Annotated in this window: 15 protein-coding genes; 1 reads left to right on the top strand and 14 read right to left on the bottom strand. The window is 68.3% G+C overall.

Features of this window, described 5'->3' with window-relative positions; genetic code table 11:
• Positions 1 to 8: 8 nt before the first annotated feature.
• Positions 9 to 332 carry a hypothetical protein gene (locus SD455_RS13955; protein WP_070162106.1) on the bottom strand — a complete coding sequence of 108 codons (324 nt, stop codon included), beginning with the start codon at positions 330 to 332 and terminating at the stop codon, positions 9 to 11.
• A 155-nt stretch (positions 333 to 487) separates the two neighbouring features.
• On the opposite strand from SD455_RS13955, the gene nucS reads away from it, so the two are divergent.
• Complete coding sequence (nucS, locus tag SD455_RS13950; RefSeq protein ID WP_070162158.1) at positions 488 to 1,180, top strand: endonuclease NucS; 693 nt, start codon at positions 488 to 490, stop codon at positions 1,178 to 1,180.
• Positions 1,181 to 1,303: 123 nt separating this feature from the next.
• On the opposite strand, the gene SD455_RS13945 is transcribed toward nucS, so the two are convergent.
• The 13 genes from SD455_RS13945 to prfA form a co-directional block, all read right to left on the bottom strand.
• Positions 1,304 to 1,570, bottom strand: coding sequence for a F0F1 ATP synthase subunit epsilon (locus tag SD455_RS13945; RefSeq protein WP_070162108.1), 267 nt, complete (start codon positions 1,568 to 1,570; stop codon positions 1,304 to 1,306).
• 32 nt (positions 1,571 to 1,602) lie between these two features.
• The gene (gene atpD / locus SD455_RS13940) at positions 1,603 to 3,060 is read right to left on the bottom strand and encodes a F0F1 ATP synthase subunit beta (RefSeq protein ID WP_070162110.1); all 1,458 of its coding nucleotides are present in this window, start codon (positions 3,058 to 3,060) and stop codon (positions 1,603 to 1,605) included.
• 75 nt (positions 3,061 to 3,135) lie between these two features.
• Positions 3,136 to 4,029, bottom strand: a complete 894-nt coding sequence (locus tag SD455_RS13935; RefSeq protein WP_311024858.1) for a F0F1 ATP synthase subunit gamma — start codon at positions 4,027 to 4,029, stop codon at positions 3,136 to 3,138.
• Positions 4,030 to 4,141: 112 nt separating this feature from the next.
• On the bottom strand, positions 4,142 to 5,773 hold the full coding sequence (gene atpA, locus SD455_RS13930; protein ID WP_070162112.1) for a F0F1 ATP synthase subunit alpha: 1,632 nt from the start codon (positions 5,771 to 5,773) through the stop codon (positions 4,142 to 4,144).
• Positions 5,774 to 5,907: 134 nt separating this feature from the next.
• Entirely contained in the window at positions 5,908 to 6,717 is an 810-nt protein-coding gene (locus SD455_RS13925) for a F0F1 ATP synthase subunit delta (protein WP_070162115.1), read from the bottom strand.
• Positions 6,717 to 7,277, bottom strand: coding sequence for a F0F1 ATP synthase subunit B (locus tag SD455_RS13920; RefSeq protein WP_085437205.1), 561 nt, complete (start codon positions 7,275 to 7,277; stop codon positions 6,717 to 6,719). The genes SD455_RS13925 and SD455_RS13920 overlap by 1 nt, the downstream gene beginning before the upstream one ends.
• An 84-nt stretch (positions 7,278 to 7,361) precedes the next feature.
• Positions 7,362 to 7,571 (bottom strand): F0F1 ATP synthase subunit C, encoded by a 210-nt coding sequence (locus tag SD455_RS13915; RefSeq protein WP_445508486.1) that lies wholly within the window; start codon positions 7,569 to 7,571, stop codon positions 7,362 to 7,364.
• Positions 7,572 to 7,756: 185 nt separating this feature from the next.
• Positions 7,757 to 8,566: a F0F1 ATP synthase subunit A gene (gene atpB, locus SD455_RS13910; RefSeq protein WP_170922575.1), complete on the bottom strand. Its 810-nt coding sequence runs from the start codon at positions 8,564 to 8,566 to the stop codon at positions 7,757 to 7,759.
• A 314-nt stretch (positions 8,567 to 8,880) separates the two neighbouring features.
• Entirely contained in the window at positions 8,881 to 9,315 is a 435-nt protein-coding gene (locus SD455_RS13905) for a hypothetical protein (protein ID WP_311024859.1), read from the bottom strand.
• Complete coding sequence (locus tag SD455_RS13900) at positions 9,312 to 10,466, bottom strand: MraY family glycosyltransferase (RefSeq protein ID WP_311024860.1); 1,155 nt, start codon at positions 10,464 to 10,466, stop codon at positions 9,312 to 9,314. Before SD455_RS13900 ends, SD455_RS13905 begins: the two co-directional genes overlap by 4 nt.
• 19 nt (positions 10,467 to 10,485) lie before the next feature.
• On the bottom strand, positions 10,486 to 11,178 hold the full coding sequence (locus SD455_RS13895) for an L-threonylcarbamoyladenylate synthase (RefSeq protein WP_070162119.1): 693 nt from the start codon (positions 11,176 to 11,178) through the stop codon (positions 10,486 to 10,488).
• A complete protein-coding gene (gene prmC, locus SD455_RS13890) occupies positions 11,175 to 12,104 on the bottom strand; it encodes a peptide chain release factor N(5)-glutamine methyltransferase (RefSeq protein WP_070162121.1) in 930 nt (309 codons plus the stop codon). Before prmC ends, SD455_RS13895 begins: the two co-directional genes overlap by 4 nt.
• Entirely contained in the window at positions 12,101 to 13,186 is a 1,086-nt protein-coding gene (gene prfA, locus SD455_RS13885) for a peptide chain release factor 1 (protein ID WP_070162123.1), read from the bottom strand. Before prfA ends, prmC begins: the two co-directional genes overlap by 4 nt.
• Between the last annotated feature and the right edge of the window lie 137 nt (positions 13,187 to 13,323).

Raw genomic sequence — 13,323 nt, 5'->3', positions numbered from 1 at the left:
CGTCGACCTCAGCCGATGCGCCAGCAGTGGCTGTGCCAGTGGCGACGCTCCGCGGCGGCACGCTCGTCGCCGAAGATCGAGTCCGCCCGCCAGGCCACCACATGGGGAGTTCCCGGTTCGATGCGATGGTGGCATCCGGGGCAGACATAGGACTTCGTCGCTCCGGCCGCGGTGATGCGGCGGACGTGATATTCGCCGTCCCGCTTGGCGACTCGGCCTGCGGCGAAGCCTCCCGGCGAGAGCAGGCTCTCGTCCAGAGGGCGGGGCTCCTGCTGCCATTTGGAGGGTCCCCGCCGGCCGCCGCGCCGTGAACCCCGAGACCCCTTGCCCATAGCTCCCATTCTTCCAGAGGCTCAGCAGGTCTCGAGCATCGGGGACCTCATCGGACGGGCGGCCTGGCCGTTCCGGCCCCGGCGAGGCGACGGATCCGTGATCGCCGCATGGCGCAGTGCGCGACGCAGGCGGGGAGACGGTAGGATCGACCACCGTGCGATTGGTGATTGCGACCTGCTCCGTGACGTACTCCGGACGACTCAACGCCCACCTGGCCCAGGCGACGCGCCTGCTGATGGTCAAGGCCGACGGGGCGGTGCTGGTGCACTCCGACGGCGGCTCCTACAAGCCGCTGAACTGGATGTCCCCGCCGGCCACCCTGCGGGTCTCCGCGCCCGACGCCGAGGAGGCCGAGGCCGGCATCACCGAGATATGGACCGTGAAGGCGGACAAGAGCGACGACACCTTGCGCATCTCCCTCTCCGAGATCCACCACGACTCCAGTCATGACCTCGGTACGGACCCCGGCCTGGTGAAGGACGGCGTCGAGTCCGATCTGCAGCGCCTGCTCTCCGAACAGATCGATCGGCTCGGAGAAGGACACCGCCTCATCCGGCGGGAGTACCCCACACCGATCGGCCCGGTGGACATCCTGGCCAAGGGACCTGACGGCACGGTCGCCGTGGAGCTGAAGCGCCGCGGCGACATCGACGGCGTGGAGCAGCTCACCCGCTATCTGGACCTGCTGAACCGGGACCCGCTGCTCGCACCGGTCGAAGGCGTCTTCGCCGCGCAGCAGATCAAGCCCCAGGCCCGCACTCTGGCAGAGGACCGTGGTATCCGCTGCGTGGTGCTGGACTACGACGAGATGCGCGGCCTCGACGACGCGGAGTCCCGCCTCTTCTGACCACGCCGGCACCCGGACAGGACCCCGTGCCCCCGCGCTTCTCCAGACACGCCGAAGGCCGCCGCCGAGTCCCCTGACGGGGACCTCGACGGCGGCCTCAGCTGTGTGAAGTGAGAGTGCCGGTCAGTCGGTGACCAGCTGGGCGTCGTCGGCGACGATCGTCACCCGGTCGGAGTCGACCGAGAAGAAGCCGCCGCTGACGTTCGCCCGGACCGGAGACCCGTCCACGGGCTCGATGAGCAGCTCACCGGAGGCCAGCAGTGCGAGCACCGGGGTGTGACCGGGCAGGATGCCCATGTCGCCCTCGATGGTGCGGCCCCGGACCGCCTTCGCGGGCCCGGACCACACCGCGTGGTCCTGAGAGACCACCTGGACGTCGAGTTCAGCCATGATCTGTTCCTTCCCTGCCTGAGTCGACAGACTCAGGAGTTCTTCTGGATCTCGGCGTACTTCTGCTCGACGTCGTCCAGGCCGCCGACGTTGTAGAACGCCTGCTCCGGGATGTGGTCGAGGTCGCCGTTGCAGATCGCGTTGAAGCCCTCGATGGTGTCCTTGATCGGCACCGTCGACCCCTCCACACCGGTGAACTGCACCGCGGTGTAGGTGTTCTGGGACAGGAACTGCTCGATGCGGCGGGCACGCGAGACGACGATCTTGTCCTCTTCGGAGAGCTCGTCGACACCGAGGATCGCGATGATGTCCTGCAGCTCCTTGTTCTTCTGCAGGATCTGCTTCACACGCGTCGCGGTGTCATAGTGCTCCCGGCCGATGTACTGCGGGTCCAGGATGCGGGAGGTCGACGTCAGCGGGTCCACCGCCGGGTACAGACCACGCGAGGCGATCGCACGCGAGAGCTCGGTGGTCGCGTCCAGGTGGGCGAACACGTTCGCCGGCGCCGGGTCGGTGTAGTCGTCGGCGGGGACGTAGACGGCCTGCATCGAGGTGATGGAGTGGCCGCGGGTCGAGGTGATGCGCTCCTGGAGCACACCCATCTCGTCGGCCAGGTTCGGCTGGTAGCCCACGGCGGAGGGCATGCGGCCCAGCAGGGTGGAGACCTCCATGCCGGCCTGGGAGAAGCGGAAGATGTTGTCGATGAAGAGCAGCACGTCCTGGTTCTTCACGTCACGGAAGTACTCCGCCATCGTCAGCGCCGACAGGGCCACGCGCAGACGCGTGCCCGGCGGCTCGTCCATCTGGCCGAACACCAGGGCGGTGTCCTTGAGCACTCCGGCCTCTTCCATCTCCACCCAGAGGTCGTTGCCCTCACGGGTGCGCTCGCCGACGCCGGCGAACACGGAGGTGCCGCCGAAGTTGCGGGCCACACGGGTGATCATCTCCTGGATGAGGACCGTCTTGCCCACGCCGGCACCGCCGAAGAGGCCGATCTTGCCGCCCTGGATGTAGGGGGTCAGCAGGTCGATCACCTTGATGCCGGTCTCCAGCATCTCGGTGGAGCCTTCCAGCGCCGCGAAGTTCGGGGCCTGGCGGTGGATCGGCCAGCGGTCCTCCACCTCGAGCTCGGAGGTCGGCATGTCCAGGGTCTCCCCCAGGACGTTGAAGATGTGGCCCTTGACGGAATCGCCGACCGGCACGGAGATCGCGGCGCCGGTGTCCTGCACCGGGAGGCCGCGGACCAGGCCGTCAGCACCCTGCATGGAGATGGCGCGCACGAGGTTGTCCCCGAGGTGCTGGGCGGTCTCGAAGGTGATCTTCTTCGTCTCGCCGCCGAGGGTCACCTCGGTGGTCAGCGCGTTGTAGATCTCCGGCATGCCGTCCGCCGGGAACTCGATGTCGACGACCGGGCCGATGACCCGGGCGATACGACCGATCGCACCCGACGGAACGGCCACGGCGGACTGTTCTGCAGTACTGGCAGTCATCTCTCTCACTTCACTTGATGTTGGATGATGTCAAAGCGGTCTGTTCAGGAGGCCGTCGCGGCCGTCCCGTGGCGGTCAGCTCGCGGACAGAGCGTCGGCACCGGCGATGAGCTCGGTGAGCTCCTGGGTGATCTCGGCCTGGCGGGCATTGTTGCGCAGCAGCGTGTACTTGCGGATCAGCTCGTCGGCGTTGTCCGCAGCGGACTTCATCGCCCGCTGACGGGCCGCCAGCTCGGAGGCCGCGGCCTCGAGCATGGCCGAGTAGATGCGCGATTCGACGTAACGCGGCAGCAGGGCGTCCAGCACCTCGGCCGGGTTCGGCTCGAACTCGTAGAGCGGCAGCATCTCGTCCTCGGACTCGACCTCCTTCTCCACGACGGCCAGCGGCAGCATGCGGTGGACCACCGGCTCCTGGCTGATCATCGACTTGAACTCGGTGTAGACCAGGTACAGCTCGTCGACCCCGCCGTCGGCGGAGTCCTGGACGAACCGTTCGATCAGCGCGTCGCCGATCTCCCGGGCCGTCTCCACGGACGGAGAGTCAGTTCCGCCGGTCCAGACCTGGTCGTACTCCCGCTCACGGAAGTCGTAGTACGCCTGAGCCTTGCGGCCGTAGAGGTACGGACGCACCTCCTTGCCCTCCTCACGGAGGTAGGCGACGAGCGACTCCGCGCGCTTGAGCACATTGGTGGAGTAGGCGCCGGCGAGGCCGCGGTCAGAGGTCATGATGAGCACGGCCGCGCGGGTCGGGTTCTCCGACTTCTGCGTGAGCACGTGCTCGATGTCGTCCTGCGAGGCCACGGCCGAGACTGCTCGGGTGATGGCCTCCGAATACGGCAGCGAGGCCTGCACACGCTGGCGGGCCTTGCCGATCCGCGAGGTCGCGATCAGCTCCATCGCCTTGAAGATCTTCTTCATCGACGACGTCGATGCGATCTTCTGACGGTAGACCCGGATCTGGGCTCCCATGCTTGTCCTTCCCTGAAGTGGTCGGCTCCAGCGCCGACGTCGCTGAGCGGTGGGTCGTTGTCGGGCCCGGAGGCTCGGCGACGTCGGCGGCTGGGGTCGGAGTCAGCTCGACTCAGCGGTCCTGAGCGACGATCTCTTCCTGAGCGATATCGTCCGCGGACAGCGCCTCGGCCTGCTCGTTGCCGACGATCGACTGCGGCCCCTCCGCGTGGAAAGAACGCTTGAAGTCGACGATCGCCTCTTCCAGCGCGGCGACGGTGTCGTCCTCGAGCTTGCCGGAGGCCGCGATGTTGGTCAGCACGGAGGTCTTGCGGCGCAGGTGCTCGATCCAGTCCTGCTCGAAGCGCCCGACGTCGTTGATCTCGACGTCGTCCAGGTGGCCCTTCGAACCGGCCCAGATGGAGACGACCTGCTCCTCGACCGGGTACGGGGTGTACTGCGGCTGCTTGAGCAGCTCCATCTGACGCTCACCGCGGACCAGCTGCTGACGCGTGGCCGGGTCCAGGTCCGAGGCGAACATCGCGAAGGCCTGCATGTCGCGGTACTGGGCCAGGTCCAGCTTCAGCGTGCCGGCCACCTTCTTCATCGCCTTGACCTGCGCGGCACCACCGACGCGGGACACCGAGATGCCGACGTCGACCGCGGGGCGCTGGTTGGCGTTGAAGAGGTCCGACTGCAGGAAGATCTGACCGTCGGTGATGGAGATGACGTTGGTCGGGATGTAGGCGGAGACGTCGTTCGCCTTGGTCTCGACGATCGGCAGGCCCGTCATGGAGCCCGCGCCCATCTCGTCGGAGAGCTTGGCGCAGCGCTCCAGCAGGCGGGAGTGCAGGTAGAACACGTCGCCCGGGAAAGCCTCGCGTCCCGGCGGGCGGCGCAGCAGCAGCGAGACAGCACGGTAGGCCTCGGCCTGCTTGGAGAGGTCGTCGAAGACGATGAGCACGTGCTTGCCGCCGTACATCCAGTGCTGGCCGATGGCCGAGCCGGCGAAGGGCGCCAGATACTTGAAGCCCGCCGGGTCCGAGGCCGGGGAGGCCACGATGGTGGTGTACTCCAGAGCGCCCTGCTCCTCAAGGGTCTGGCGCACCGCCGCAATGGTCGAGGCCTTCTGTCCGACGGCCACGTAGATGCAACGCACCTGCTTGTCGACGTCGCCGGACTCCCAGTTGGCCTTCTGGTTCAGGATCGCGTCGATCGCGATGGCCGTCTTGCCCGTCTGGCGGTCGCCGATGATCAGCTGACGCTGGCCGCGGCCGATCGGGATCATGGCGTCGATGCCCTTGATGCCGGTCTGCAGCGGCTCATGCACCGACTTGCGCTGCACCACCGACGGCGCCTGGAGCTCCAGGGCACGGCGGCCTTCGGGCTCGATGGCGCCGAGGTCGTCGATCGGCTGGCCCAGCGGGTCGACGACGCGACCCAGGAAGTTGTCGCCCACCGGCACCGAGAGGACCTCGCCGGTGCGGTGCACCTCCTGACCCTCCTCGATCCCGGAGAACTCGCCGAGGATGACGACACCGATCTCACGGGTGTCCAGGTTCTGGGCCAGGCCCAGGGTCCCGTCCTCGAAGCGGAGAAGTTCGTTCGCCATGGTCGAGGGAAGTCCCTCGACGCGGGCGATGCCGTCGGCCGCCGAGATCACCCGTCCGACCTCGACGCGCTCGGTGCGCCCCGGGTCGTAGGACGCTGCGAACTCGTTCAAAGCATTGCGGACGTCGTCGGCGTTGATGGTCAAGTCGGCCATCTGCAGTCCCTGCTCTCCTGTGTCGTGGCCGCAGCTGCGGCCGTCTGGTTCAAAGATTCACGTGTATGTCAGCGCCATCAGCGCTGGATGTCAACGGCGCTGCGAGACGCGTGCGCTGCTCCGGGTCGCCCGGATCAGCCGGCGAGCCTCCGGTGGAGGTCGTTGAGTCGGGTGGCGACCGTGGAGTCCACCACCTCGTCACCGACCTGCACCCGGATCCCACCGACAACGGAGGGGTCGACGACGACGTCGAGCCTGAGCTCTCGGCCGAAGTACCGGTCGAGGCTGGCGCTCAGACGCTGCCGGTGGGCGGCGTCGAGCTCCTTGGCGACGGTGACCTGGGCGATCCAACGCTGCTGACGTGCCGCGATGCGCTCGGCGAAACGCTCGACGAGCGCCTCCGGCCGGAGTCCGCGAGGAGTCGAGACCGCGCGGTCGATGAGCAGGCGGGCCTCGGCGCCGGCCTCCGGTGAGAGGCGCGCCGCCAGCTTCTGCTTCGACTCGGCCGGAGCCTGGCTGTCCGTCAGCGCCCGCTGGACCTCGTGGGAGGACAGCACCGCCCGGCGGAACGCCAGCAGCTCCGACTCCAGCGACTCGAGGCCCCGCAGCCCGTCCTTCTCGGCCTGCGCGGCCACGACGGCCACCGCCAGGCGCTCCACCGCGTCGCCGAGGTCACGCTCCCGGCTCCAGCGCTGCGAGGCGATCGCCTCGAGGACCGTCACTGTGGCCGGACGCGCCTTGGCTCCGAAGAGGCCGCGCACGACGCCTGCCCGCTCCTGCGCCTCACGGGCAGGGTCGGTCAGGCTGCGGCGCAGACCCGCCGAAGAGTCCAACACGTCGAGCGCGCCGAACAGCTCGTCCGCCACGGGAAGTTCGCTGGCCGCGAGAGTCTCCGACAGCTGTTCCTGCAGGGTGGCGAGGGATTCACCGGTCACCGCAGCCATTACTGTGCCGCTCCTGTCCTGTTCGACTGCTCAGCGTCGAGGTCGGCCAGGAAGCGGTCGACCACGCGCTGCGAACGGGCGTCGTCCTCCAGCGCCTCGCCGACGATCCGGCTCGCGAGCTGTGTGGCCAGCGTGCCGACGTCCTGGCGCAGCGTCACCGCGGCCTGCTGGCGCTCGGCGGCGATCTGCTGCTGAGCCTGCTCGGTGATGCGTGCCGCCTCGGCGGCCGCCTTCTCCTTGTGCTCAGCGACGATCTGGGCACCCTCGGCGCGGGCCTCCTCGCGGATGCGACTGGCCTCGGCGCGGGAGTCCGCCAGGTTCTGCTCGTACTCGGCCTTCATCGCCTCGGCCTCGGCCTTGGCCTCCTCGGCCTGGCTCAGGCCGCCCTCGATCGCGTTGCGGCGATCCTGGTAGGCCTTCTCGAAGGCCGGAGCGATGAACTTCACCACGACGAACAGCAGCACCAGGAAGCCCAGGATGACGACGAGCGTCTCCCACAGGTTGGGCACCAGAGGGTTGGCGTCCTCGGCGGCTGCCTGGATCAGTGAAGTGCTGATCATGTGTTCACCCATTTTCACTAGTCAGACGGTCTGGAGGGGGCCCAGCGCCGCTGCGCCCCGTTCACGGATTGCCTCTGACCCGCCTCAGAGCACGAAGGCGAAGACGATGGCGAGGACGAAGACCGCCTCTGCCAGGGCGAAGCCGAGGATGGCGATCGGCTGCAGCACGCGCTGCGCCTCGGGCTGGCGGGCCACACCGTTGATGTAGGCGGCGAAGACCAGACCGATGGCGATGGCAGCACCGAGGCCGGCGATGCCCATGCCGAGCATGTTCAGGGATCCATCCATGGAGATTCTCTCTTTCTGTCTCGATCCCGGTGCGTCTCACCGGGACTGTCTCTGTGTGTCCGCCCGTCCGGCGCAGCCGGTCGGACGTTCGTTCTCTTCGGCGGACGCTCGCGGCGCCCGGTGTGTGAAGTTGTCTGTAGCCTTCCCGGTCGCCTCGGCGCAAGACCGGAGCGCTCGGGAAGGGCCTCCGCTCAGTGGGCGTCGGCCTCGATGGAGCCTTGGATGTAGATGGCGGTCAGCAGCGCGAAGACGAAGGCCTGCAGGACCATCATGATGATCTCGAGGAAGTAGAGCGGAATGGAGCCCAGCAGGATCAGGACGCCGAGGCTGGCATTGCCGATGCCCTCCTGCTGCGCGATGAGGAACTCCGCACCTGAACCGGCGAGCATCACGATGATGTGGCCGGCGAGCATGACGGCCATGATTCGCAGCGAATGCGTCAGCGGGCGGATGAGGAAGTTGGAGAGGAACTCGATCGGGATGAGCAGCGGAAGCAGCCACTTCGGCACGCCCGAGGGCACCGTCATCAGCTTGAGGAAGCGGCCTCCGTGGAGCTTGAAGCCCATGAAGATCCAGGTGACCCAGATGATCGCCGCGATCGCGTAGGCCGACCCCGCGTGGGAGAAGGTCGGCATCTGCAGGAACGGAATGGCTCCGAACAGGTTGTTGAACAGGACGAAGAAGAACACCGTGAACAGGAACGGGACCCAGGGCTTGAAGTGCTTCTCGCCGAGGATGTCCCGTCCGAGGGTGTTCCTCGCGAAGGCATAGCCGCCTTCGGCGACGAACTGCAGTCGTGACGGCACGAGCGCCTGCTTGCGGATGGCGAAGGAGAAGAACCACCAGATGGCCAGCACGGCCAGGACGACCATCAGCATGTTCTTGCCGAAGCCGCTCCCCCATTCCGCCATCCACGGGAAGATCTCGGGGAGGTGGGTCTCACTGATGGTGGGCGGGGCGAAACCACCCTCGTCGTCGGCTGCGAGCGCAAGCGAATGCAACGCTGGTCCTCTCTGCGGTGTCCGTCATCGGGCACAAGGGGCCAGAAGCCCCGGGCATGGATCGAGCCGGAGGGTCTCCGTCTCTACGTCGTTCTAGGCGCAATCGGCGGATTCTCTCCGGTGACAAGCACACAGAGACATCCCTCAACCTCAGAGCAAGGTCAAGCTGTGGAGCGGTGGATGGACAGAATCCATCACCGTGATGCGGCCCTTGGCAAGCTTATCAAAGACCGACGTGACTCACGGCATGCCTCTCACACCGGAGTCCACTGTACTACGCCGTGTAGAAAACTGCTCGTCGATGACGTCAGACGTCAGCCGGAGCCGTTCCTGCCACTCTCCGGGTCGATCGGCGTGCGCAGGCGCAGGAAGGCGGCGATCTCGCCGGACTGCCAGGCGATGACGACGGCGGCCGCCGCCCCCACGGTCCACCCCGGCAGCACCCACCCAGGGGCCGTCACCGAGGAGAGGACCACGGCGAGCACCGCCAGCTTCAGGGCGAAGCCGAGCATGAAGGCTGTGATGGCCTGGCTGGGCATGACCCGCTCGGCCACGTCGACCAGCACGAGGCTCACCGCCGAGAGGACCAGCACCATCGAACCGCCCAGTGCGGCGCTCATCCCGGCGTCGACGCCGGCCACCGCCAACGCCAGCAGGACGGCGGCCACCGTCATCGCCCCGCCGGTGGTCAGGGCGAGCCACAGCACGCGGCGCCAGCCGGTGGCACGGGGGAAGATCCGCCCGCTCATGCCGAGCCCTCGCGTCGGGCGCGCAGTGCGCGTTCGGCCGCCTGACGATTCAGCCGCCGGGCCCGGCGGCGCAGGGACGGCCACAGCGTCAACGCTGTGGCTCCCCCGAGGGAGACGAACATGCTCAGGCTCACGAACCACCAGGGCAGGAAGCTGAAGGAGACGGCGCCGAAGGCGAAGAGACCGGACCACAGGTACAGCAGCAGCACCGCCTGGGGATGGGAGTAGCCGCCGTCGACCAGCTTGTGGTGCAGATGGCCCCGGTCCGGGCTGAACGGCGAGGCTCCTCGGGCGGTGCGCCGGATCACCGCCAGGGCCAGATCCAGCAGCGGCAGCAGGGTCACCGCCAGAGGCAGCAGCACGGGCATGTAGGCGGGCACGTTCCGGAAGCGCCAGCCTTCGGTGAGCTGGCCGACGTCGGAGGTGACCGCGACCGCACCGGCGGCCATGACCAGCCCCAGCAGCATGGCCCCGGTGTCCCCCATGATGATGCGGGCCGGATGGAAGTTGTGCGGCAGGAAGCCCAGGCATGCGCCGACCATCACCGCCATGAGCAGGGTCACCAGGTTGGAGGCGTCGAAGGCGTTGATCGACAGCGTCAGCAGGTAGCTGTAGATGAAGAAGGCGCTGCCGCCGATCGCAGCCACGCCGGCGGCCAGCCCGTCCAGCCCGTCGATGAAGTTGAAGGCGTTGATGGTCAGCACCACGAGGAACACTGTGAGCGCCGACTGCACGGGGACGTCCCCCACGCCCAGCCAGCCCACGGGCATGACCTCGAGCCGCACGCCGTGCACGACGAGCAGCACGCCGGCACCGATCTGCCCGAGGAGCTTCAAGAACCAGTGGATGTCCCAGGCATCATCCGCCATGCCCACGATGAGGATCAGCACCATAGCGGCGAAGACTCCGCGCACCGGGGTCAGATCCGCGAAGATCCCGCTGAGGTACGGGACCGCTGCGGCCGTCGCCAGGCCCACCACCATGCCGACGAACATCCCTGCCCCGCCCCAGCGGGGCAGGGTCTGACGGTGCATGTCCCGCGCGCGGACAGGGGTGTACACCCCGAGGGTCAGCGCCACGTGGCGGACCAGGGGCGTGATCGCGTAGGTCACCACCGCTGAGATGGTGAGCACGATGAGGAAATAGATCATGGGGCAGTCAGTCGGCCGTTCAGCCCTCGTCCACGGCGTCGCCCGCAGCGTCGCCAGCCACGTCCGACGCCACATCCGGCACGACGGCCTGCAGCTCGGCGAGGCTGATCGCCCCGTCCCGGACCACTCGAGGCGGCTCCACGGTGCAGTCCACGATCGTGGACGGGCTGGTGGTGTCCCGGACGCCGTCGTCGAGATACACGCTGACGGCCTCACCGAGCATCTCGCGGGCCTGGGCGACCTCCGTGGCGGCGGGCAGTCCGGTGCGGTTGGCCGAGGAGACCGCCATCGGGCCGGTCTGGTTCAGCAGCTCCAGGGCGAGGTCGTCGGCAGGCATGCGCAGCGCCACAGTTCCCCGCGTCTCCCCCAGGTCCCAGGCGAGGGACGGCTGGGCCTGCAGGATCAGTGTCAGCGCGCCGGGCCAGAACGCCTCTGCCAGGCTGCGGGCGGCCTCCGGCACCTCATCGGCGAGGGCGTCCATGACCGCCTGTCGCCCGATCAGCACCGGGGGCGGCATCGTCCTGTTGCGGCCCTTGGCCGCCAGCAGGATGCTCACCGCCTGCGGGGAGAAGGCATCCACACCGATCCCATAGACCGTGTCGGTGGGGATGACCACGCACTCTCCGCGCCGCACGGCCTCCGTGGCCGCGGCGATCCCTGCGGAACGGGCATCGAGTTCATGACAGTCGACAATCTGGGTCACGCGCGTCATTCTCCCATGTCTATGGCGTCGAACGGACTCTGGCGAGCAGCTGTGTCCGTGCGCACAGCACTTGTGGCGCGGTCCCGTCCGGTCAGGTCCTGGTGGGTGCGCACCTGGGCGAACCGTGGATCCTCGGCCAACCGCGCCGCGATCGTCGCAGCCTGCACTTCGGCATGCTCCATGATCATCCAGCCGCCGGCGGACAGCAGAGCCGCGGCACTGTCCACCACCGCCCACGGCACCTGCAGGCCGTCGGGGCCCCCGCCGTAGAGGGCCAGCTCCGGATCATGCTCCCGCACCTCCACCTCCGTGGGCACCATCCCCGGCGGGATGTAGGGCGGGTTGGAGACCACGACGTCGAAGGTGGCCTCCCATTCTGCCGGCACCTCGCGCAGGTCCTGCCGATGCAGGGTGACCCCGTGCGGCTCGAGGTTCACCCGCGCCCAGGCCGCCGCCTGCTCGCTGAGCTCCACCGCGTGGACCTCTGCAGCGGGATGCTCGGCCGCGATGGCGGCCGCCAGCGCCCCCGAGCCGGTGCCCAGGTCGATGACCCGGGGCCGGGAGACCCTGACGCACTGCAGACGGTCCAACGCCGCCTGGGCGACCTGTTCGGTCTCCGGACGGGGGATGAAGACGCCAGGGCCGATCCGCAGCTCCAGTCCGCGGAAGGGAGCGAGGCCGGTGAGATGCTGCAGAGGGACCCGCCGGGCGCGTTCGTCCACCAGGGACCGCAGCCGTTCTGCCGTCTCGGGATCCGCCCGACGCCCGGCCAGCGCCAGGGCGGCGGCGCGGCCACGGCTCTCGCCGAGCACATGGGCCAGCAGGATCTCGGCGTCCACTCGGGCAGACGGCACCCCAGCGTCGCGGAGCCGCCCCACGGCGTCCCGCAGGAGGTCCTCCAGGGACACCTGCGTCGGAGAGACCTCGGCGGTCATGCCCCGTGACCCTCCGCCAGTGCGGACAGGCGCTCCTGTTCATCGAGCTGGATGCAGGACTGGACGACGGCCTCGAGGTCGCCGTCCATGACCGCGTCGAGGTTGTACGCCTTATATCCGGTGCGGTGATCGGCGACGCGGTTCTCCGGGTAGTTGTAGGTCCGGATGCGTTCCGACCGGTCCATCGTCCTGACCTGGGACTTCCGCGCCTGCGCGTTCTCGGCGTCGATCTGCTCCTGCTGGTGGGCGAGCAGCCGCGACCGGAGGACCCGCATGGCGGCGTCCTTGTTCTGCAGCTGCGACTTCTCGTTCTGCATCGCCACGACGATTCCCGTGGGCAGATGGGTGATGCGGACCGCCGAGTCGGTGGTGTTGACGCTCTGTCCGCCGGGCCCCGACGACCGATAGACGTCGATCTTGAGATCGTTCTGGTGGATCTCGATCTCTTCGGGCTCGTCCACCTCGGGCAGCACCAGGACCCCGGCGGCCGAGGTGTGGATGCGACCCTGGGACTCGGTCTCGGGGACGCGCTGGACGCGGTGCACCCCGCCCTCGAACTTCAGGTGCGCATAGACCCCCTGGGCCGGGTCGGTCGCACCGGCACGGACGGACATCTGGACGTCCTTGTATCCGCCCAGGTCGGAGGGCGTCGAGGAGATGATCTCGGTCTTCCACCCCTTCGACTCGGCGTAGCGGGTGTACATCCGCAGCAGATCCCCTGCGAAGAGCGCCGCCTCGTCGCCGCCGGCGCCGCCCTTGACCTCGATGATCACGTCTCGGGCGTCGTTCTCGTCTCGTGGGATGAGCATGCGCAGCAGACGGTCCGCCGCGGCGTCGAGCTGGAGGCGCAGCTGCTCCGCCTCCTCCGCGAAGTCCGAGTCCTCCTCCGCCAGCTCCCGGGCGGCGTCGAGGTCCTCGGTGAGTCTGGACCAGCGTCGATGGGCCTCGACGACGCCGTTGAGCCGGGCGTAGCGACGGCCCAGCCGCCGCGCCAGCGCCTGATCGGCGTGCACGTCAGGGTCCGAGAGCCGCGTCTGCAACTCGACATGCTCCGCCAACAGGGTGTCGACGGAGTCGAACATGCGCTTCTCGAGAGAGGGGTCTGGGGCTGCCATGGGGTGAAGGCCTTCTGCTGCGGGTCGACAGGAACGTGGGACAAGAACAAGAAGGACTAGCGTCCCGACGTCGAACGACGGCGCCGGGAGAGGGCGCGCAGCCC

Source organism: Nesterenkonia sp. K-15-9-6 (genome assembly GCF_052656005.1).
Note: the sequence above shows the minus strand (reverse complement) of the source record. Positions and strands in the feature narration are given on the sequence as shown.